Below are 20,600 nucleotides of genomic sequence, written 5' to 3' on the forward strand. Positions count from 1 at the left end.
TGTCACAAATATCGTGTCGTCGATGTGCGCGCATAGCTTCTCCTGTCATGCAGGAAGAGGTGTTATCATACTATTCATAGTTTGACGACACTATCTAGTCGATGCCCATGGCCTTGCCGATTTTTTTCGCGGCCTTCTTGACTTTTTCCAAGGGGCTTTTTTCGGCTGCGGCTTCGAACTGGCGCAGGATTTCCTCCTGCTTTTCCGAAAGGCGCACCGGCGTGAGCACCCGCACCTCCACCAGCAGATCGCCGCGCGTGGCGCGCCCCGGATAGGGCAGCCCCTCGCCGGGCATGCGCAACAGGGAGCCGCTCTGGGTTCCTCTGGGAATTTCCAGCGGCAGGGGGCCGTTCAGGCCGGGCACTTCCACGCGGTGGCCGAGGGCTGCCTGCACAAAGCTGATTTCCTGACGGCAGAGCAGATCCTGGCCCTGGCGCTGCCAGCGCTTGTCCTGCTCCACGCTCAAGACCACATAGAGATCTCCGGGGGGGCCGCCGTGTGTGCCGGGCTCGCCCTCACCGCGCACGCGCAGGCGGGTTCCCGTGTCCACACCGGCGGGAATGCGCACCACCAGTTCGCGGGTGTCGGCCACAATGCCTTCTCCCTTGCAGCGGGGGCAGGGCTTGGTGATGATGCGGCCCGTACCCTGACAGGCAGTGCAGGGCATGGCGATCTGAAAAAAGCCCTGGGTGCGGCGCACCTGACCATGCCCCTGGCACTGGCGGCAGGTTTCCACCGAGCTTCCCGCCGCAGCGCCGCTGCCCTTGCAATCGGGGCAGGTGATGTGCTTGGGCAGGGAAAGGGTGATTTCGTCGCCCGCAGCCGCCTGGGAAAAACTGATGGTCAGATTGTAGCGCAGATCGGCTCCGGCCATGGCGCGTGAAGCGCGCCCGGCAGAGGAAAAACCGAACAGATCGCCAAAAATATCGCTGAAGTGGGAGAAAATGTCCTCGGTGCTGCCAAAGCCGCCCGCTCCTCCGCCCAGGCCTGCATGGCCGAAGCGGTCATAGCGGGCGCGTTTGTCCGCATCGCGCAGAACGTCGTATGCCTCGGCGGCTTCCTTGAATTTCTGCTCCGCCTCGGCATTGCCGGGATTGCGGTCAGGGTGGTATTTCATGGCCAGTTTGCGATAGGCCGTCTTGATTTCGCTTTCGTCGGCATTGCGATGCACGCCGAGCACTTCGTAATAGTCCAGCTCCATTTCGGCTCCGGTTGCTGTCCGGCTTCATGCCCTGCGGGGGCTGTCTGCCCGTCTGTGCCCCGTCCGGGACAGTTCTTGCTCACAAGGGGTCGGCGGGTGTTTTGCGGGCGTCAGGGCGGAGTTACTGCTGTTGTGACGCCACAGCCACGGAAAACGCATTCCGGCAAAAAACGCATCTTTTGCCGGAATGCCGTAACAAGGGTATGGCGCTTCGCGGATATTCCGGTCTGGAAGTCATTTCATGATTTCTCATGAAATGGGGCGCTAGTCTTCATCCGCAGGGACGGTATGGTCTTCCGGCAAAACGGTGTAGAGGGCTTCATCGTCAGGCATGACCTTGCCCGCCGCGATTTCACGCAGGGCTGTCACGGCCTCCTTGTTGCGGGATGCCACCAGAGGCTCATAGCCCTGACGGTACTGGCGCACACGTTTGATGGCCATCTGCACCAGCAAAAAACGGTTGTCCACACGCCTCTGGCAATCTTCCACGGTGATCCGGGCCATGCTGCCTCCGGTTGCGCCGCCGCTGCGGTCTTGGTGAGAAATAATACCGCCCGGCCGTTTGTAAAGGGTCGGGCGCATGTCCTTGCTGGACGGACTTTACCTGTCGAAACGCTGATGATATAGGGCGTCATTGCCTCTGTCAAGAGCGACGTTTTCCGGGAATGCCCGGCCACCATACGGCATGCTGTCACGCGGGTTTTCATGAGCAGAGAAAAACGGTCTTTTTCCCAGGAGCATTGCGTCAAAACCAGCGGAAAGGCGATGCAGAAAACCGCCATGCTCTGGCCCGGCTGCCGCGTGGGGGTGGCTGTTTCCGGCGGGGTGGACAGCTTTGTTCTGCTCAAGACCCTGAAGATCCGACAGGGCATTGTTCCTTTTCGTTTTGAACTCATGGCCCTGCACCTCAATCCCGGCTTTGACGCGCACAGTCATGCCGCCCTTTTGCCCTGGCTGGCGGGCGAAGGCATTGCCGCGCATGTGGAAGTGACCTCTCACGGCCCCGAGGCGCATTCCGCACAAAACTTGCGCCGCTCCGCCTGTTTTCGCTGCTCCTGGCTGCGCCGCAAGCGCCTTTTTGAGTTGTGCGCACGCTACAGGCTCACCCATCTGGCGTTGGGGCACAATGCCGAGGATCTGGTGCAGACCTTTTTTCTCAATCTCTGCCGCAACGGCCGGGTCAGCGGCATGGGCATGAACGAAGCTTTCTTCGGGGGAGGGTTGCGTCTGATCCGCCCCCTGCTGCTGGTGGAAAAAAAGCATATTCTCAAGGCCGCCAAGCAGTGGGGCCTGCCTGTCTGGGCCAACAGTTGCCCTTCAGCGGGGGCAACGGCCCGCAGTGCCATGGCCGGGACACTGGAAGCCCTGTACTCTGTGGCCGGTGACTCCCGCCGCAGCATTTTCAATGCCCTGGCGCGCTGGCAGTTGGAAAAAAGCAGTCCTGCCGACGCCTGGGAATTTCCCCACAGCCCGCAGACAAAGGCCCAAGACCCGGAGTAGGGGCATCCGGCCCAAGGCTCTTTTCCCCTGCGGACAGGGCGGACGCGGCTTGCGCTGCGGGTTACGCCCGGGCGCAGGGTTCGGGCCAGATTTGTGCGGGCAGGGCAGCCTCCAGAGCATGCCCGAAGCAGAGCAGATCCGCTTCGGCAAAGGGTTTGCCAACAAGCTGCACACCGACAGGCATCTGGTTGGCAGAGCCGGGATTGGCCGGCAGGGAGAGTCCGGGCAGCCCCGCCAGATTCAGGGACAGGGTATAAGCGTCCATGAGGTAGAGTTGGAGAGGATCCGCGCCGAGGCTGCCCGCATCCCAGGCTGTCACCGGCGATACCGGCGCCAGAAGGGCATCGCAGTCCGTGAGGGCCGCCAGGCATTCGTCACGGATAATGCGGCGTACCTGTGCGGCCTTGCGGTAGTAGGCGTCATAATAGCCCGACGACAGCACATAGGCTCCCAGCATGATGCGGCGCTTGACCTCCGGTCCCAGTCCTTCGGTGCGCGAACGCACATAAAGGTCCTCCAGATCCGCAACGCGGGCCGCGCGGCGTCCGTAACGCACCCCGTCATAGCGCGCCAGATTGGAGCTGGCTTCGGCCATGGCGATGATGTAGTAGGTGGCAATAGCCGCTCGGGTATGTGGCAGGTCAACCTCCACCAGAGTGGCTCCCAGATCGCGGGCCACATCCACAGCATTGTTGCAGGCCGCGCGGACTTCGTCTGAAAGGCCTTCGCCGTAAAATTCTCTGGGCAGCCCCAGACGCACGCCCTGAAGGGATTTTTTCGCCAGTTGCGCGGCATAGTCTTCCGCTGGCCGGGGATCGCTGGTGGAATCGCGGGGATCATGCCCGGCGATGACATTGAGTACGCGCGCGCAGTCTTCCACACTGCGGGTCAGGGGGCCGACCTGATCCAGAGACGAGCCGTAGGCGATGACCCCGTAACGGGACACGCGCCCGTATGTGGGTTTGAGCCCCACGCAGCCGCAAAAGGCTGCGGGCTGGCGGATGGAGCCGCCGGTATCCGTGCCCAGAGATGCAAAGCACTGCCCGGCGGTTACCGAGGCTGCGGAGCCGCCGCTGGACCCACCGGGAACCTTGCGCGTGTCGCGGGGATTGCGGGTTGTCTTGACGGCGGAATTCTCCGTGGTGGAGCCCATGGCAAACTCATCCATGTTGGCCTTGCCCAGCAGAACGGCTCCGGCATCGCGCAGCTTTTGCACGGCAAAGGCATCGTAGCAGGGCACATAGCCTTCAAGAATGCGCGAGGCCGCACCGGTGGCAAGCCCCCTGGTGCACAGGGCGTCCTTGACGGTGACGGGCACTCCCCACAGGGGGCGCGTGCTGTCCGGCCCCTGCCTGTCCAGAGCCGCAGCCGTGGCCAGAGCGTTTTCTCCGTCCACGGCAACAAGGGCCGCCACATGCGGCTCCGTGCCCTCAATGCGCCGCAGGCATGCCTCGGTCACCTCAACGGCGCTCAGTTTCCTGTTTTGCAGGGCTTGGGCTACCTTGGTCAGCGAGAGGGAGCAAATATCGGTCATGGTCTTTTCCGGATGCGCGGTACGGGCGCACAGTTTTTTCCGCATGCCGTTGCGGAGAAAGCGGGATGGCGGGCAGCAGGCCGGGCTTCAGACAATGCGGGGGACGAGAAAATATTCACCGTCGGTTTCCGGCGCTGTGCCCAGCACTTCTTCGCGGGTGCGGGTGCGGTGCGGCACGTCATCACGCAGAAAACCCGTATGCAGGGCCGGGCTGTACAGAGGTTCCACGCCTTCGGTGTTCACGCTTTCCAGCACGTCCATATAGGCCAGGATATCGCCGAACTGGCGGGCAAAAAGGGTTTGTTCTTCCGGGCTGGCGTGCAGGCGCGAAAGCTCGGCCATGTGCGCTACATCCTGATGCGTCACATTCTTTTTTGCGGGCATGACTGTCCTTTTTCGGCCGTCAGCGTGCCGGGGGCAGGCTGAGCTTGTATGAGGGTCTGGGCCTGTTGCCCATGATGGGCGCGCCTGCGGACTGGTTCAGGGGCATCTGGCCGACGGCCGGGGCTTCCGCTCCGCCTTCGGGAGCAACCAGGGGATTGCCCCCGGCGTCCACCGGAGGTTGGCCCTGCATGCGCAGAGCAGCCTGCTGCAGTATCTGGGCGCGAACCTGCCGCAGGGTCGCTGCGTCCACAGGCGTCATGCCCTGCGGAGATACGCCGAAAACAAAGAGTTTCTGGTGGGCAACGCCCGCAGTATCCCAAGTGATGGGTGCCATGGCCCACGCCTGGTTTGCGGCGCGTCGGGCCGCAGCCGTGACCTGGTGCGGATCGGGACGGAAGGTGAGGCCCATCACTGCGCCGAAGCGGGCAAAATCAAAGCCCAGGGCCGTCCAGAAATCCGCTCCGGGCGTTTGCAGGGCGCGGGGGGCCTGCGCCTGCTTCCACGCCCCGGGAAAGATCGTCAGGGCATACTTTTGCGCATTGGGAATCTGCTTGCCCGCAAGCCCTTGCTCCCAGAGGGTTGTGCCCATCAAGACAAGGCGGTCTTCGCCGTGGTAGAGCAGGCTTGTGGTCAGCATGTCCATGTTTTTCCAGGAGTCTGGCAGAAACAGGGCCTCAAAGCGCGTCTGCGGTATGGGACTGATGGCGCCGGCGGGAGTCTGCGCGTCAATGAGGGGGGCCACGGCGTCGCTCCAGGAGGTGGGATCGGCCTTGTTGTAAGTGGCTTTCTGCAACAGCAGGTTGCGGGCTGCCAGGCTCTGCTCCAGACGGCCCGTCATGCGCGCGGCATAGGCGTCGTTGGGGGAGAATGCGCCGAAAGAGCGGATGTTCAGGCTGTCTGTCACAAAAGCGACCAGCGTATCAATCTGGTCCTGCGGGCTGGGGAAAAAGCGCCAGGCTCGTACGCCTTCGTCGCCGGGCTCCAGAGACGGGGTGAAGCTGAAAAAGACCCGTTTTTCCAGAGCCCCGGCCTTGTGGGCCTGGGCATAGTTGCGGGTTTGCAGCGGCCCGCCCACCAGCGTGCAGGCGGCGGGCAGAGCGTCAAGGCGTTGCAGCCAGTCGGGGGCTTCGGTATTGACGACTTCCAGACGCAGGGCAAGCCCCGCGGAGGCCAGTTCTTTCTGCGCCAGATCAGCGCCGTTGCGAATTTTGGCGGCAATGGCCGCGTAGGATCCGGAAGCGGGCAGGGCCAGAACCACACAGGGACCTTGGCTGCCGGTGGCCGGGGTGGAGGGCGGGCGCTTGCCCAGAAAGGGCAGGGTGCAAGCTGTCAGGCAAAGAGCGAGCGCCGACAGGGCAAGCAACGCGAACACTCTGGCATAACGGTGGCGTGTCATGGCTCTCCTTCCGGTTGGACTCCCGCGGGGCGGCAAAAAGGTCCGGCTCTCGCGAACCAGACCTTTTGTAGTACAGCGCAGGCGCGGAGGCAAGAACTTGTGCCGGAGCGTGACAGTTGCCGCCCGCCTCATGCCTTGCCGGGCATGCCTTTGGCTCCTGTTTTGGGGAGACGGCAGCTTCGGTAGCAGGGTGCGCTGCCGTCTCCACCCCAAAAGACGCAATGGCTTGGCTTCCAGACTTCAGCGTTGGTTGCTTGCCGTGGGCAAATCTTCCCACAGTACTGCGGCCACATGTTCGTCGGGGTGATGACGGGTAAGCAGGCTCACTCCGAACATTCCCAAGGCACAGAAGATGAATCCGAACAGGGTCTGGTCAAAGTTTATGCCCAGATACGGCCAGAGGAGCGTGGACACAAGCCCGCCCAGCATTCCGGCCATCACACCGGCGCGGGTCAGACGGCGCCAAAGCATGGTGCCCAGGAAGGGCAGCACGATGGTGGTGGCCGTCAGGCGCAGTGCCCACTGGTAGATGGCGATAATGCCCGTGAAATTGAAGGCCACCCACAGCGCGGCCAGAGCCACCAGAGCCACTGTGAGGCGAGAAACCAGCATGAGCTGCTTGTTGGTGGCTGCGGGATTGACAAGCTGGCGGTAGAAGTCATGAGTCAGGTTGGAAGAACCCTGAAGAATGAAGGAATCGGCTCCGGTCACCAGAGCGGCCAGAAGGGCGCAGTAAATGAGCCCGCCCACATAGGGGGGCAGCAGGGTGCGCGTTACTGTGGAGAAGATCAGGTCGGGGTTGGTGTCCGGGGGCAGAAATTGCCTGGCTGCCAGACCGATGATGATGGGGCAGACAAAAACTCCTGCGCAGACCAGTACGCCCAGAGTATTGGCCCGCAGGGAAACTTTTTCGGACTCGGCAGCAAAGATGCGCTGCCAGGAAGACTGCCAGACAAGATAAAAGGGCCCCACTGAAAGGAAAAACATGGCCACTTCCCTTGCTCCGTAGGGGCCGGAAGGAGAAAGGAACTCCGGCGGGGTGGCGGCCAGCAGCGAACCCATGCCGCCAGCCAGATTTACGGAAGCCGCGGCCAGGATGATGATGCCCGCGATGATCAGCACAGCCTGCAGGGCATCGGTAATGATGGTGCCGGGCAAGCCGCCCAGTATGGTGAAACCGAGCACCAGCACTGCCGAAAGGAGCAGTGCGGAGCTGACGTCCATGCCGAAGCAGGCCGTCCATATGGTGGACATGGCCAGGTACTGCATGGCTGTGGTGGGAATGGCGTACACGATGGCCGAGAGCAGGGAGGGGATGATGCCCACCCGTGCTCCGAAACGTTGTCCGAAGAGATCGGCCAGCGTATAGAGGCGCTGGCGGCGCAGGGCGCGCCCGAAGGCCAGAATCAGAACCAGGGAAAAGAAGACGCTGGCCAGGCTGAAGCGGATATAGCCCGAAGCGCCCACCTGGAATCCCAGCCCCACAGTGCCGATGAAGACTGAGGCCCCGCACCATGTGCTGATGACCGTGCCCACAATGGGCCAGAATCCCATGTTCCAGCCGCCGATAAGATAGTCGTCAGCGTTTTTCACTTTCAGGAAGTAGTAAACGCCGATGCCGAACATGATCAGAAAGTAGACGATAAAATAGCCGAGATACCAGCCCATGAGATCCTCCTTGTGCCTTGTCTCTTCCGGATTTCAGCCTTTCGCGCAGGCGGAGCCCGGAAATTGTTCAGGGCTTCAGCGCGCCCCAGACAGGGCGCCCCATGCTGACGGTGGAAACGATGTGGATCCGGTTGATGTCTTCTGCGGGCACGGCGCGCGGGTCGGCGTCCAGCAGGGTGAAATCGGCCAGTTTGCCGGGTTCGATGCTGCCCCGGCGTTTTTCCTCAAAACACATGGCCGCCGCATGGGTGGTATAGGCGCGCAGGGCATCCAGCGCGCTCACGCGCTGCTCCGGTCCCAGAGGGAGTCCTGCGCTGGTGATGCGGTTTACGGCCGTATGGATGGATTGCATGGTCATCTGCGGCAGCACCGGAGTGTCGGCATGCAGAGAGAAGGGCAGGCCCAGACGCACGGCGCTGCCACAGGGGTCAATGCGCGCGGCGCGCGTGGGACCGAGAAAAATTTCGCGATGGCGGTCGCCCCAGTTCCAGACATGCAGGGCAAAGAAGGAGGGCCACAGCCCCGCGGCTTTCATGCGTTCCAGTTGTTCGTCCGAGGCCATCTGGCAATGGATGAGCAGATGGCGTGGATTTTTGCGGGGGCAGCGGGCCTGCGCCTTTTCCACCGCGCGGATGATGGATGTGATGGCCCCATCCCCATTGCCGTGCAAGATAGCCTGCTGGCCTGCGCTGTGCGCCTTGAAGACCAGGTCGTCCAGTTCTTTCTGGGGGATGATGGGGGCGGGTTTTGTTTGGGGGCGGCTATGGTAGCCTGCGGGCACCGCTGCGGTGAAAGCCTGGATGGATCCGTCCACAAGCAGCTTCATGCCATGAAAGCGCAGCAGCGGTGAACCCGGGCCGGACAGGAGGCCCGTGGCGAAAACCTCGTCAAAGCAGGCGGCATGCACGGGCATGTGTGCGTGCATGTGCAGGCGGCCTTCATTTTCCAATTCTGCCAATGCGGTGTACACCAGCCAGGGCGAAAGACCGCCAAGTCCCGCGCCGCCGCCAATGCAGGCCGTAAAGCCTTGGGCATTGTACTGCTCCACCGCTGTGCCCAAATCCCGCTTCAGCCCTGCAAGGGTCACAGGCGGCAGATGCCCCAGCGCGGTCAGAACCAGGGTTTCGGTGATCAGCCCGTTGGGACGACCGTTTTCGCACACCACGTCCGGATTATCGGAAGGCGCGTCCGGGGAAATGCCCATCAGGCGGTACATGTGGCTGTTGATGTAGGCCGCGTGTATGGAGATGTGCAGGAGCAGGACTGGCCTGTCGGGGAAAAGCGCGTCCATTTCTTCCCGTGTGGGGCCGCGTTTTTCGGCAATGCCCATGTCGTCGAAACCGTAGCCTGTGGGAATGGGTTGGTCGTGTCCCCGGCTGTGCCGTTGCAGAATACCCAGGGTTGAGGCCAGATCACCGGCTCCGCCGCAGTAGGCGTGGGCAGCCCAGGAGGCGAGCAGATCCGGGTGACTGTGGGTGTCAATGAATCCCGGATACACGACAGCGCCGTCCAGGTTGACTTCCTTCAGGCGCGATCCGCCCAAGCGGCGCAGTTCTTCCGCCGTCCCCACGGCCTCAATGCGATCCCCTGCGGTCAGAACGGCTTCAGCGCGGTTGTCCGTAGCGTCAAGGGTGACAATGCATCCGTTGCGGTACAGTGTTTTTTCACAACATTTCATGGGAGCCCTCTTGCCCGAAATGTGGCCGGAAATGTGCCGCTCCTCCGGCCCTGTTCGTTGTGCTTCTGCCGTGAAAGCCGGAACTTTTGCGGCGGCATGTTTGTCTGGACGAAAAAAAGCAAGAGGAATGCCAGAAGGAATAAAAATATTTTTACAATAAATACAAAATGTTATCTCTTGAGAATGAGATGACAGGGTGTGTTTTGTAGAAAATTTTATTCATAAACTGTCTTTATTTTTTGTCATGTTCATGATTTTATATAACAACCTTTCAGACGTAGCCGGAGGAGTGCGCATGCTGTCACCCCGTCAGGCAGCCCGGGTTTTGGCTTTGCATCTTGCCGTCCGTCCGCTGAATACGGACGAGCTATGCTGGCTTTCGGGCGAGGATGTACCGCCTGACGATACGGAGCGGGCCGCGTTGGAGAGTCTGCGCCTGGCGGAATGCGCTGCCGGTGTGCCCCGCCTGTGGCGCGCTGGTCCGGCAACCGGAGAATTTGTCCGCTCTTTCCGGAGGGGGGAGCTTTTGCCGCCGGGGCATCGGGCGTATGCTCTTGTGCGGTTGCGGGAAAAGGCGGGGCCGCGGCAGTGCGCGGAAATACTGCGCAGCGATCAGGTTCGGAGGTGCGCCGATGTGCATCTGACGCCTCTGCTGGAAGTAATGGTGGCGGTTCTCATGCGCTGGTGCGCGCGCCATGCCGATGACCCTGCCGCTCTGGACGGAGAATTTCTGCACGTTCTTTTTGCCCTGCAAGGATTTTCGCTCACTTCTCCGGCCCTGTTGCGCAGAATATTGCGCCTCACTGCCCGCGCTTTCCGCATGGCGCGCAAAAGCGGCAACGAGCGTTTCACGGCTCTGCTTTTTCTTTCCCGTTTGTATCTGTATGTTTTTGTGGGGGACAATTCGAGCCGTCTGGCTGACAGGATGGAAAGTTTCCTGAACACGGCCAAAGATTCTCTGGATCTGGAGTCCGGCGGTTTTTTGCCCCTTCTGGAAGGGCAACTGGCCTATATGCGCGGCGATCCCAAAAAAATCATTGCCTGCTTCAACCGCTGTTCCGAAGACATGGTCTGGTGCTGCCGCCGACTGTACGACACCCTGGGCGTTTGCGCCCTGTTCAGTGCGGGATATCTGCACCAGTTCCATTTTGCCCTGGGCAGTGTGGAATATTTTCATCGCAAGGCCGTTTTGGCAGGAGACGACCTCACCGCAGCCATGTTCCGGAGCAATTCCTGCTTTCTTCTGCTGCGCAAGGGCGACAGGCAGGGCATGCATGCCGCGGTGCGCTCCCTGGAGCAGTCGCCCCTCTATACGGAGCACGCCATCGTGCATTCCCATGTGACCCGCGCCCATGCCCTGCTGCTCTTCATGGAAGGTGACGCGCGTGGCGCGCACGCTCTTCTTGACCGGCAAACCCGTCTGCTGCTGGCAAGGGGGCACAAACCCGTAAAGTTCAAGGACCCGCTGGTTCTGGACATGCTCCACGTCTTTTCGAGCGAGGGATATCCGGATATTCCCTGTTACGAGCCCGAGCCGCTGATGCAGGGGCTTTTGCAGGGAGCCAACCGGCATTTGCAGGGCACGGCCCTGCGTGTTCTGGCCCGGCAGATGCTGGAGGGCGGCGCGCCGCCGCAGGAGGCTGTGCCCCTGTTGCGCAAAAGCCTGAAGGTTCTTCGCGGATTGGGGGATCCCCATGCCCTGACCCTGACGCTCCACACTCTCGCCGAGGCACTCTGGAGCAACGGCTGCCGTGAAGAAGCTCAAACCATGCGTACCATGGTACGGGACGCCGCAGGGCAGGATCTGCACGGCAGCAGCTATTACGATGCCTGCCGGATATGCATGAACGCGCGTCCGGCCGTTTTTGATCTGTTCGAGGACGTTTTTTCCAGGGGCCGGACGGTGGGAAAGGACGTGGGAGAACGCTGCCATGCCATTTTCAGCGGGCTGCGCATGCCCGACTCCCACGAGGAAGCTCTGCATCTCTTTGTACGGTCTGCCATGGACGCCTTCCGGCAGGAGCGGGGCGGGCTGTTTTGTTCCCGTGGGAAGGGCGTGCGTTTTGCGCACACGATCAACATCTCTGATCCGGACTTGGAGTCTGCCGCCATGCGTCCTTGTCTGGACTGGCTGGCCGCCTTCGCGGGCGACAACGGCCGCCGTGCGGCATCCCGGCATGATCGACACGGTTTTGTGCTCTGCCTGGGAGAAACGGAGGAAGATGGCTGGTATTTGTGGATGGACAGTCCTTATGCGGGATTGTCGTCCGTTGATTTTTCCGAAGAAGATCTGTGGGCGGGTGCGCGGCTGCTGGCTGCGGAACTGCGTTCGGTGTTGCGGTTGCAAAAATGCAGGGAGCGCGAAGTCGCCTCACAGCATGACAGGTTGCGCAAGATTTTTTTGGGCGAAGGCAGAAACGATTGCCTGGTATTGCGCGAAGGGCTGCACGATCTGCTGGTTCAGGCATCCAGTGCCGCTGTCACGGACGTGCCCATTCTGCTCTATGGGGAAACCGGCGTGGGCAAGGAGGTCGTGGCCCGGCATATTCACATGACCAGCGGGCGGCAGGGGCCGTTCATTCCGGTGCATCCGGCCAGCATGGTGGAGAATCTTTTCGAGAGCGAATTTTTTGGGCACGAGCGGGGAGCGTTTACCGGGGCGCTCAGGCAGAAGACCGGCCTGCTCGAAATAGCGGATCAGGGGACGCTTTTTATCGACGAAATCGGGGAAATGTCGCCCTTGGTGCAAACCAAGCTTTTGCGTGTTCTGCAAGAACAGCGTTTTATGCGCGTGGGCGGTACCAGCGAAATACGCTCGCGTTTCCGGCTCATATCTGCCACCAATCGCGATTTGTGGCAGGAGGCGCGTGAGCAGCGATTCCGGCAGGACCTTCTGTACCGCATTGCCGTGGTGCCGCTGCATTTGCCGCCATTGCGCCAGCGCCCCCAGGACATCCTGCCGCTGGCCAATGCCTTTGTCAGTCATTTTGCCCAGCGCTACGGCAAACACATTGAGCCGTTGGGCAGCGCGCATGCCGAACAGTTGCTGGCATACGACTGGCCGGGAAATGTGCGCGAACTGCGCAGCCTCATCGAGCGGGCCGTGATCCTGCACAGGGGCGGCGGGCTGCGCCTGCTTTTCGGGTTCAGCGATGATGCCACCGAAAAAAATTTCCTTTCTTCTCCGGGAGAGGGGTTTCCGGAGACTCTGCCCACTCTGGAAGAAGTGGAAGTGCTCCATTTGCGCAAGGCCATGCGTTTGTCCGGCGGGCGGGTACGGGGGCCAGGCGGTGCGGCGGAACTGCTGCGCATGAAGGTTCCCACGCTGTACGCCAAGTTGCGCAGACACGGGATTGCCTGTGGCCTGGACGGCGCAAGCTCCGCCAAGCAGGGTTTGTCGTCAAGCTGAAAAGCCCGGCTCACGGGAGCCGGGCTTTTGCGCATGCTGTTTGTTGCCGGATTGCGGGCAGAACCTGCGGAGTCGGCGCTGTCTTATTTCTTCACTTCGGTGAAGTCGGCATCCACCACATCGTCGGCGGCGTTTCCACCCTGGGGCTGCCCGGCATCGCTTCCGGGCTGTCCCCCGGCCTGCTGGGTCTGCTGCTGGTAGAGTTGCTCCGCCAGCTTGTGCGAGGCCTTGGCCAGATCATCGGCAGCGGCCTTGATGGCTGCGGCGTCCTCGCCTTCCATGACCGAACGCACTTGGGCGATTTTGCCTTCAATGTCGCTCTTCAGGGCGGCATCGGCCTTGTCTCCCAGGTCGGCCAGGGATTTTTCCGTGCCGTAGATCAGACTGTCGGCATGGTTGCGCGCCTCGATAAGCTCCTGTTTCTTCTTGTCGTCGCTGGCATGGGCTTCGGCTTCACGCACCAGGCGTTCGATGTCGCTCTCGGAGAGGCCCGAAGAAGCCGTGATCTTGATGGACTGCTCCTTGCCGGTTCCCATATCCTTGGCAGAAACGTTGACAATGCCGTTGGCGTCAATATCAAAGGAAACTTCGATCTGCGGCACTCCGCGCGGAGCGGGGGGAATGCCCGTGAGGTCGAAGCGGGCCAGAGTCATGTTGTCGTTGGCCATGGGACGCTCGCCCTGCAGGACGTGGATGGACACCGAGGGCTGATTGTCCGCGGCTGTGGTGAAAACCTGGCTCTTGCGCGTGGGGATGGTGGTATTGCGCTCGATAAGCCGGGTGAACACGCCGCCCATGGTTTCGATGCCCAGAGAAAGGGGCGTCACGTCCAGCAGCAGAACGTCCTTCACATCGCCGGAAAGGATGCCGCCCTGAATGGCGGCACCCATGGCCACCACCTCATCGGGGTTGACGGAGCGGTTGGGTTCCTTGCCGAAGAAATTGCCCACCACCTGCTGCACCAAGGGCATGCGGGTCATGCCGCCCACCAGAAGCACTTCGTCGATCTGGGCTGCGGTCATGCCTGCGTCCGCAAGGGCTTTCTTGCAGGGCTCAATGGTGCGGTCCACAAGATCGCTGACCAAGGATTCCAGCTTGGCGCGGCTGATTTTGATCAGCATGTGCTTGGGGCCGTTCTGGTCCGCGGTGATGAAGGGCAGGTTGACCTCTGTTTCCGTGGCGGTGGAAAGGTCTTTCTTGGCCTTTTCGGCGGCTTCTTTCAGGCGCTGCAGGGCCATGCTGTCTTTGGAAAGGTCAATGCCGTTTTCTTTTTTGAACTCTTCCACCAGATAGTTGATGACGCGCTGGTCAAAGTCTTCGCCGCCAAGGAAGGTGTCGCCCGTGGTGGCGCGCACTTCCACAACGCTGTCGCCCACTTCAAGGATGGATATGTCAAAGGTGCCGCCGCCCAGGTCGAAGACCGCAATTTTTTCATTGGCCTTTTTGTCGGCCCCGTAGGCCAGAGAGGCGGCCGTCGGCTCGTTGATGATGCGCTTGACGTCCAGACCGGCGATGCGCCCGGCATCCTTGGTGGCCTGCCGTTGCGCATCGTTGAAGTAGGCCGGGACAGTGATGACCGCTTCGCTCACGGTTTCTCCCAGATAAGCCTCTGCATCGGCCTTGAGCTTGGCCAGGATCATGGCCGAGATTTCCGGCGCACTGTAGGTGCGGCCGTCGGCCTCCACCCCGGCGTCATCATTGGCGGCCTTGACAATGGCATAGGGAGAATGGGTCTTCCAGCGATCCACCTCGGGGCTGTCAAACTTGCGGCCCATGAGGCGCTTGATGGCGAAGATGGTGCGCTTGGGGTTGGTCACGGCCTGACGGCGGGCAATGTCGCCCACCAGCCGCTCCTTGTCGGTAAAGGCGACCACAGAGGGAGTGGTGCGCCCGCCCTCGGGATTGGTGATGCACTTGGGGTCCTTGCCTTCCATGACATAGACGCAGGAATTGGTCGTGCCCAGGTCGATGCCGATAATCTTGCCCATATCTGAATCCTCCTCGGAAAATGTCTTGTGCGTGCGGCCTCTCTGCATGTGTGCGGCGGCCGGAACACGGAGTCTGTGTTCGTACGTGCCCCATAAGTAAGTCTTTCTTGGCGCGCGTCCAGAGCGCGCCGCAAAAAAAACTCCGGCAGGAGGAAAAAGGCCGCTCTGGGCATGGCTTCGGGATGTGCGCCCGCAGGGAGGAGAGAACTTTCAGGGCAAAAGGTTTTGTGGCTCACCGCAGGCAATGAGCCACAAAACACGGGAGTGTTCACGCAGGAGTGTGTGTATTTTCCCGCAGCAGCGCGGCCGCCAGGCGGCTGGCCAGAAGCTCGTCCTCGTCCGGCCTGCGGCCACTGATGCCCACACCGCCCAGCGTGCGGCTGTTCAGGGTCAGGGGTACGCCGCCAGCCAGGCTGGTCAGTCCTGCATCACAAAAATCCGCCAGGGTCAGGCGTTCGCGCTCCAGCCGGGCATGCAGGGCGCTGGTCGGCGTTTCCAGAAGTGCTGCCGTATGGGCCTTGGCTTTGGCGATGGCTGTGCCGCGCCGCGCGGCTCCTGCCGTGCGCGTGTAGTGCAAAAGATCCCCCGCCGCGTCGCAGACGGCAATGCACAGGGGAGGGCGGCCATCGTTTTGTGTCTCCGCGATCAGGGCGGCAACTGCCGCCATGATGCGCGTATGGTGCAGCGGATCGGGCATGATGCCTCTCCCTGAAAGCGTTGTCTGCCGGGCATGCCGCCCCGGACAGCATCAGAGAAGAAAGAGCGACAACTGCGGCCAGTACGTCACCAGCGCCAGCACGCCCAGCATGGTCAGAAGAAAGGGAACCGCCGCGCGCGAAACCAGTTCGATTTTCTGCTTGGTGATGCCGCAGGCCACAAAAAGGTTCACGCCTACTGGCGGCGTCACAAAGCCGATGGCCAGATTGACGACCATGATCACGCCAAAATGGATGGGATCCACACCCACCTTGGTCACCAGGGGCAGCAGGATGGGGGTGAGGATCACGATGGCCGCCAAGGCCTCCATGAATGTTCCTACCCAGAGCAGCAGCAGGTTGATCAGCAGCAGAATGGCGATCTTGCTGCTGGTCAGGTCCAGAATGGCTGCCGCGATGCGCTCGGGCACCTGTTCCAGGGTCATGACGTTGCCGAAAATGGTGGCCATGGCCATGAGCATGATGATGACCGCCGAAGTTTGGGCGGAATCCACGCAGCATTTCCAGAGCGAAGCGGGGGAAAGCTCACGATAGACAAAAAGGCCCACCAGCAGACCGTACATGGCGGCAATGGCCGCCGCTTCGGTGGGGGTCATCAGGCCGCCGTAGATGCCACCCAGAACAATGACCGGTACCAGCAGCGCCCATTTGGCTTCCCACACGGCGTGCCCCAGGGTTTTGAGGCTGCGGGGGCGGGATTCTCCGCGCCATCCGTGCTTGCGGGCGATAACGTAGGCTGTGGCCATCAATGCCAGACCGGTAAGAATACCGGGCGTGATGCCCGCCAGAAAGAGCTTGCCCACCGAGGCCTGCCCGGCCACGCCGTATACCACGAAGGGATTGCTCGGCGGAATCATCACGCCGATGGCCCCGGCCGCGGCCACGACCGCCGCGGCAAAAAGCTTGTTGTATCCGCGCTCCACCATGGCCGGGATGGTCAGCGTGCCGATGGCGGCCACCGTGGCCGGGCCGGAGCCGCTGATGGCCGCGAAGAACATGCATGTGGCGATGCTGGCCAGAGCCATGCCGCCCGCCAGACCGCCCACCAGTTCATCGGCCAGGGCCAGCAGCCTTCGGGAAAGGCCGCCAGCGCCCATGAATATCCCGGCGGCAATAAAGAAGGGGATGGCCATGATGGGGAAATTGTCGATGGCGGTAAAAGCCACGCTGGCAAGGTAGCTCGCGGGCAGAGTCTCCGCGCCCACCACGGTCATCAGGGCCGAAATGCCCAGAGAAAAGGCAATGGGAACGCCGAGCAGCAAAAGAACCACAAAATATCCGAAAAGCAGCGCAATGGCATTCAGGTCGTCCCACAGCAGGACCGGTGCGAAAAGCAGGGCGGTAAAGGCCGCTCCTGCCAGGGAGTCTTGCCATGGCACGCCCCGCACCTGCGTCACCAAATCCTCCAGGGCGCGCAGCGTCATGAGCCCGAAAGCCAGCGGCAGGATCATGTAGGGAATGGCGTAGGGGATGCGCAGGGCCGCCGTCATCTGGGGCATGGCAAGCTGCATGCTGATGTGCTCCACACCCTCCACAAAAACAAAGATACACAGGGTCAGGAGGCAGAGGTCCACCACAATCCAGCTTACGGCCTGCATGCGCGGCGGCAGCCGGTCATGAATGATGTCCACCCGGATGTTGGCGCGCTGGCGGATGGCCAGCGGGATGGCCAGATAGGAAACCCAGATGAAGACATAGCGGGCGGCTTCTTCCGACCAGACAGAAAGGCCGGTATATCCGGAAACGGTTTCCCGGATGGCGTCCACGGGCAAGAACGCTCCCAGCCAGGCGCGGAAGCCGGGAGCTTCCAGCAGGGCCAGCAGTTCCGTGATGGAATACCGGTAGACGGTCTGATAGGTAATGATCACGATCATCAGGAGCATTCCTGCGACCAGGAATGGTTTTTCCATATTCGCATCGAGCAGGCGCAGAAACTTGCGGAGGGGTGAGGTCATGGAGCGCTCCGTGGGGGTCGGCAAACAAGGGCGGCAAGGTCACTGCGGCCGTGTCGCCCGCAAACGGCGCCGGAGCAAATACCGACCATTGGCAGCGGCGCGAAAAAAAGCCGGATCCGGTATCCCGGACCCGGCTGCCGGGAATCTTATTTCTGGGTTTCGAGCAGCATTTCCACCAGTTCCGGCGGGAACTTGTCCAGGAACTTGTCCCAGACGGGCCTGGTGGCTTTGCGGAATTCGTCCAACTGTTCGTCGGTCAGGTCCACAATTGTGATGCCCGCCTTGACGAATCCTTCACGGGCTTCGGCCTCGTTTTTGGGGTAGAGTGTGGAGCGTTGGTAGGCCAGGGCTTCTGCCGCGGCTTCACGCACAACCTTCTGCGCTTCGGGAGGCAGTTTGTCCCACCATGCCTTGTTGGCCATCATGACCTGCATGCCGTAGTTGTGGGCCGAGGTCACGGCGTATTTCAGGACTTCGTGGTGCTTGGCGCCGTACATGTGAGGAAAGGTGTTGCCTTCTCCGTCCACTGTGCCCTGCTGCAGGGCTGTGTAGGTTTCGCCCCAGGCCACGGGCGTGGGGTTCATTTTCAGGATTTTGGCTACCTCCACTTCCACCGGAGAGTCCGTGGTGCGTATTTTCAGACCAGCCAGATCCCCCACCCCTGCCACGGGGCGGTTGATGGTCACAAAGTTCCTGTAGCCATATTCGGCATACATGACGGGTTCAAGACCGATGCCGTTGGCGACTTTTTTGAAGTAGTCCGCCAGTTTGCCCGTATCCATGGCCTGGTACAGCTTTTCCTGGTTTTTGGGGCTGGTGATGTAGGGCAGGTCAAAAACCTGATACAGGGGAGAGAAATTGGCCATGTTGGGGGTGGAGCTTACGGCCATCTCCAGGCTGCCTTTCTGGGCTCCTTCCATGAGTACACGATCACTGCCCAGAATGGCGTTGGGAAAGACCTGAACCTTGATTTTTCCACCGCTTTTTTCTTCCACAAGGTCCTTGAATTTCTCAAAAGCCAGTGTGATGTGGTTGCCGGGAGGCGTGGTGTGGGCCACCCGGAATTTGATTTTGGGGCCGTTGTAGTCGGCCGCATGGCCCGCCCCGGCAAACAGGGACAGTGCCACCGCAAAACCTGCGGCGAGAGAAAGCATCCTGTTCATGGTACCCTCCATTATGTTTGTTGGCGTTGCAGCAAGCTTCGCCAGTCCGCATGCTTTTTTGCTGTGTTCCGGATGGTTTTTGTCCGCCTCACGGGGCGGCTGCCAGAAAAACAGTGGCCGCGGTTTGCTGCAACGGCGGGCCGGTTTTTCTCTGTACCTTTGATGGAGCACAAAAGCGCGCGAAGATGCAATCGTTCAGGGGGGTACTGTGCAAAAAATGTCAGAAATCCTCCTTGCGCCTAGCCGCACTGTCCGCATACCCCAAAGAGGTATGTTCATATCTTGCTGAATTTTAAGAAAAAGAAAGGAGTGGCGCAGTGTGGTGTCAGCGTGCTATCGTTTGGGAAACGGGAACGCGCAAAATGCAGGAAGGTGTGACAAACGTGCCGTACAAACGCAATCCCGCCTGGGGCGGGCCTTGAAAGAGTTGCGCTGCATTCTGGGGACGGGCTGCTTGAGCGCCTGGTTCTGGCTGGTGCTTCGCAGCTACGGAGACCCGGAGCCTTTTCTTTTCAATGATGAGTTCGGGCGTTTGTTTGCCGTATTGCCCTGTGCCGGTGTTTTTCTGTTTTTGCTGGGGCTTTGCCGGGAGCGGCTGTGTGCCGGAGAAACGCTGGCCCGCCTCTGGAGCGCGGGCTGTATTGCGCTGTGCGGCCCGGTGCTGCTGAGCCTGGACTTCTTCTCTCATACCGTGGGGGAGGCAGTTGTCAGCGTTCTGGGCGGTTTTGGTTTTGCCGTCGGCTTTGTGATCTTGAGCTTGTCTGCGGCGTCTTTTTCCCGGTCAGGGCTTCTGGTTACGGCTGGCGGAAGCATTCTTGCCGGCCATGCCCTGATTCACGGGATACTGGCCTTGCAACCGGAAAGCCTTGCCCTGTTGCCTGTGGTTTTTGCCCTGGCGGCCCGGCTGCTGCTGGAGCCGCCGGTCATGCCCGCCCTGCAGGATGAAGACGCTCTTTCTGCGGGGAAGGCAAGCGAGCCTCCCGGTTCGGGCCTGCTTTGCCTTGTGTATGCCCTGACCGGCTTCAGCCACGGCCTTTACTACAGCCTGCTGGCGGTCATGGAGCCTCTGCTGCCCCGGCCCAAGCCCTATCTGCTGCTTATCGCGGCGGCAAGCTGCCTGCTTTCCCTGCTCTGCCTCTCCCTGGCGCGGCGCGGTTCGGTCTGGCGTACTGTCTTGCTCATGGGGCCACTTCTGGTGATGGGCTATATGGCCTGGCCGCTGCTGCACCGCGAATCTCCGGCGCTTTCGCTGGACAGTCTGCACTTTGCCTATGCCCTGTTGAGCGTGTACACCTGCACCACGCTCTTTTATGCCGCCTCCCGGCTTGCCGCCCACAGCCCCGGAGAGGGCATCCGGTTCGTTGGCCTGGGGGGAGCCATACTGCTTTTCAGCCTGCTGTCAGGCACATTTGCCCTGTCCGGCATCCGTGCCAGCTTTTCCCACGGCACCACGGTCAATTCTCTTTTTGCCCTGCTGGCTGTTGCCATTGTGCTTTCCAGTTGGGCCTATGTTTTCCTGCTGGAGCGGATGGGCTTTTGGGCGCTTTTCCCGCACGGGCAGGCGCGCCCTGCATGGCTCCTGCCCATTTTTCCCTCCTCTTTGGCCGAAAAAATGCCGCAGGAGCAGTGCATGCAGGAGGAAAATCCCTTGCCGCCCAAAGCCTCAAACCTGGAAGAGTGTGAACGGTTTTTCCGGCAGATGGGGCTGACGCGCCAGCAGGCCCTCATTGCGGCCATGCTGGCCCAGAAACGGCAGGATGCCGATATCTGCGCCAGCCTGAACATTTCTCCCCACACGCTGAAAACCCATATCCGCAATATCTTGCGGCGGCTGGGCATCAGCAGCCGTCACGAATTGCCCTGGCTCGCCTTTCATGCGGGCGGCCAGGGCACGGAATCATGAACCCTGCTTGTCGAGATCGTCAAGAATGCTTGTCACCGCGGCGATCTGGTCCACGAGCCCGCTGACCAGTTCCGCAGCCTGATCCATGGCTGTGGCAATGTCTGT

General features: G+C 61.2%; 14 protein-coding genes. 3 read left to right on the top strand and 11 right to left on the bottom strand.

Annotation, left to right across the window (positions count from 1 at the left end; translation table 11 throughout):
- Positions 1–94: 94 nt before the first annotated feature.
- Positions 95–1,201 carry a molecular chaperone DnaJ gene (gene dnaJ, locus EII23_RS04830; RefSeq protein ID WP_124792261.1) on the bottom strand — a complete coding sequence of 369 codons (1,107 nt, stop codon included), beginning with the start codon at positions 1,199–1,201 and terminating at the stop codon, positions 95–97.
- A 264-nt stretch (positions 1,202–1,465) separates the two neighbouring features.
- Positions 1,466–1,705 (bottom strand): DNA-directed RNA polymerase subunit omega, encoded by a 240-nt coding sequence (gene rpoZ, locus EII23_RS04835; protein ID WP_124792262.1) that lies wholly within the window; start codon positions 1,703–1,705, stop codon positions 1,466–1,468.
- Positions 1,706–1,906: 201 nt separating this feature from the next.
- Here rpoZ and EII23_RS04840 point away from each other — a divergent pair, with 201 nt between their 5' ends.
- Entirely contained in the window at positions 1,907–2,701 is a 795-nt protein-coding gene (locus EII23_RS04840; RefSeq protein WP_124792263.1) for an ATP-binding protein, read from the top strand.
- Positions 2,702–2,762: 61 nt separating this feature from the next.
- Here EII23_RS04840 and gatA read toward each other — a convergent pair whose 3' ends face one another.
- The 5 genes from gatA to EII23_RS04865 all read right to left on the bottom strand — a co-directional run bounded on the left by gatA (position 2,763) and on the right by EII23_RS04865 (position 9,361).
- Entirely contained in the window at positions 2,763–4,235 is a 1,473-nt protein-coding gene (gene gatA, locus EII23_RS04845; protein WP_124792321.1) for an Asp-tRNA(Asn)/Glu-tRNA(Gln) amidotransferase subunit GatA, read from the bottom strand.
- Positions 4,236–4,322: 87 nt separating this feature from the next.
- Complete coding sequence (gatC, locus tag EII23_RS04850) at positions 4,323–4,619, bottom strand: Asp-tRNA(Asn)/Glu-tRNA(Gln) amidotransferase subunit GatC (protein WP_124792264.1); 297 nt, start codon at positions 4,617–4,619, stop codon at positions 4,323–4,325.
- 19 nt (positions 4,620–4,638) lie between these two features.
- On the bottom strand, positions 4,639–6,015 hold the full coding sequence (locus tag EII23_RS04855) for a hypothetical protein (RefSeq protein ID WP_124792265.1): 1,377 nt from the start codon (positions 6,013–6,015) through the stop codon (positions 4,639–4,641).
- A 240-nt stretch (positions 6,016–6,255) separates the two neighbouring features.
- Positions 6,256–7,683, bottom strand: a complete 1,428-nt coding sequence (locus EII23_RS04860; RefSeq protein ID WP_124792266.1) for a sodium:solute symporter — start codon at positions 7,681–7,683, stop codon at positions 6,256–6,258.
- Positions 7,684–7,750: 67 nt separating this feature from the next.
- Positions 7,751–9,361, bottom strand: coding sequence for an amidohydrolase (locus tag EII23_RS04865; RefSeq protein WP_124792267.1), 1,611 nt, complete (start codon positions 9,359–9,361; stop codon positions 7,751–7,753).
- Between the two features lie 295 nt (positions 9,362–9,656).
- Here EII23_RS04865 and EII23_RS04870 point away from each other — a divergent pair, with 295 nt between their 5' ends.
- The gene (locus EII23_RS04870) at positions 9,657–12,770 is read left to right on the top strand and encodes a sigma-54-dependent Fis family transcriptional regulator (protein ID WP_124792268.1); all 3,114 of its coding nucleotides are present in this window, start codon (positions 9,657–9,659) and stop codon (positions 12,768–12,770) included.
- Positions 12,771–12,853: 83 nt separating this feature from the next.
- Here the strand turns inward: EII23_RS04870 and dnaK are convergent, their stop codons facing one another.
- The 4 genes from dnaK to EII23_RS04890 form a co-directional block, all read right to left on the bottom strand.
- Entirely contained in the window at positions 12,854–14,758 is a 1,905-nt protein-coding gene (gene dnaK / locus EII23_RS04875; protein WP_124792269.1) for a molecular chaperone DnaK, read from the bottom strand.
- Between the two features lie 268 nt (positions 14,759–15,026).
- Positions 15,027–15,455: a heme-binding protein gene (locus EII23_RS04880; protein ID WP_124792270.1), complete on the bottom strand. Its 429-nt coding sequence runs from the start codon at positions 15,453–15,455 to the stop codon at positions 15,027–15,029.
- 51 nt (positions 15,456–15,506) lie between these two features.
- Positions 15,507–17,429, bottom strand: a complete 1,923-nt coding sequence (locus EII23_RS04885) for a TRAP transporter large permease subunit (RefSeq protein WP_124792271.1) — start codon at positions 17,427–17,429, stop codon at positions 15,507–15,509.
- Between the two features lie 146 nt (positions 17,430–17,575).
- Entirely contained in the window at positions 17,576–18,592 is a 1,017-nt protein-coding gene (locus EII23_RS04890) for a TRAP transporter substrate-binding protein (RefSeq protein ID WP_124792272.1), read from the bottom strand.
- A 418-nt stretch (positions 18,593–19,010) separates the two neighbouring features.
- Between EII23_RS04890 and EII23_RS04895 the strand changes: the two genes are divergently transcribed.
- A complete protein-coding gene (locus EII23_RS04895) occupies positions 19,011–20,495 on the top strand; it encodes a helix-turn-helix transcriptional regulator (protein WP_124792273.1) in 1,485 nt (494 codons plus the stop codon).
- Positions 20,496–20,600 lie beyond the last annotated feature (105 nt).

The sequence above is a fragment of the Desulfovibrio sp. OH1186_COT-070 genome (assembly GCF_003860215.1).
Lineage (GTDB): Bacteria > Desulfobacterota > Desulfovibrionia > Desulfovibrionales > Desulfovibrionaceae > Desulfovibrio.

Coding starts and splice junctions, on each gene's coding strand:
- dnaJ (WP_124792261.1), bottom strand. CDS start 1,201: ATGGAGCTGGACTATTACGAAGTGCTCGGCGTGCATCGCAATGCCGAC.
- rpoZ (WP_124792262.1), bottom strand. CDS start 1,705: ATGGCCCGGATCACCGTGGAAGATTGCCAGAGGCGTGTGGACAACCGT.
- EII23_RS04840 (WP_124792263.1), top strand. CDS start 1,907: ATGAGCAGAGAAAAACGGTCTTTTTCCCAGGAGCATTGCGTCAAAACC.
- gatA (WP_124792321.1), bottom strand. CDS start 4,235: ATGACCGATATTTGCTCCCTCTCGCTGACCAAGGTAGCCCAAGCCCTG.
- gatC (WP_124792264.1), bottom strand. CDS start 4,619: ATGCCCGCAAAAAAGAATGTGACGCATCAGGATGTAGCGCACATGGCC.
- EII23_RS04855 (WP_124792265.1), bottom strand. CDS start 6,015: ATGACACGCCACCGTTATGCCAGAGTGTTCGCGTTGCTTGCCCTGTCG.
- EII23_RS04860 (WP_124792266.1), bottom strand. CDS start 7,683: ATGGGCTGGTATCTCGGCTATTTTATCGTCTACTTTCTGATCATGTTC.
- EII23_RS04865 (WP_124792267.1), bottom strand. CDS start 9,361: ATGAAATGTTGTGAAAAAACACTGTACCGCAACGGATGCATTGTCACC.
- EII23_RS04870 (WP_124792268.1), top strand. CDS start 9,657: ATGCTGTCACCCCGTCAGGCAGCCCGGGTTTTGGCTTTGCATCTTGCC.
- dnaK (WP_124792269.1), bottom strand. CDS start 14,758: ATGGGCAAGATTATCGGCATCGACCTGGGCACGACCAATTCCTGCGTC.
- EII23_RS04880 (WP_124792270.1), bottom strand. CDS start 15,455: ATGCCCGATCCGCTGCACCATACGCGCATCATGGCGGCAGTTGCCGCC.
- EII23_RS04885 (WP_124792271.1), bottom strand. CDS start 17,429: ATGACCTCACCCCTCCGCAAGTTTCTGCGCCTGCTCGATGCGAATATG.
- EII23_RS04890 (WP_124792272.1), bottom strand. CDS start 18,592: ATGAACAGGATGCTTTCTCTCGCCGCAGGTTTTGCGGTGGCACTGTCC.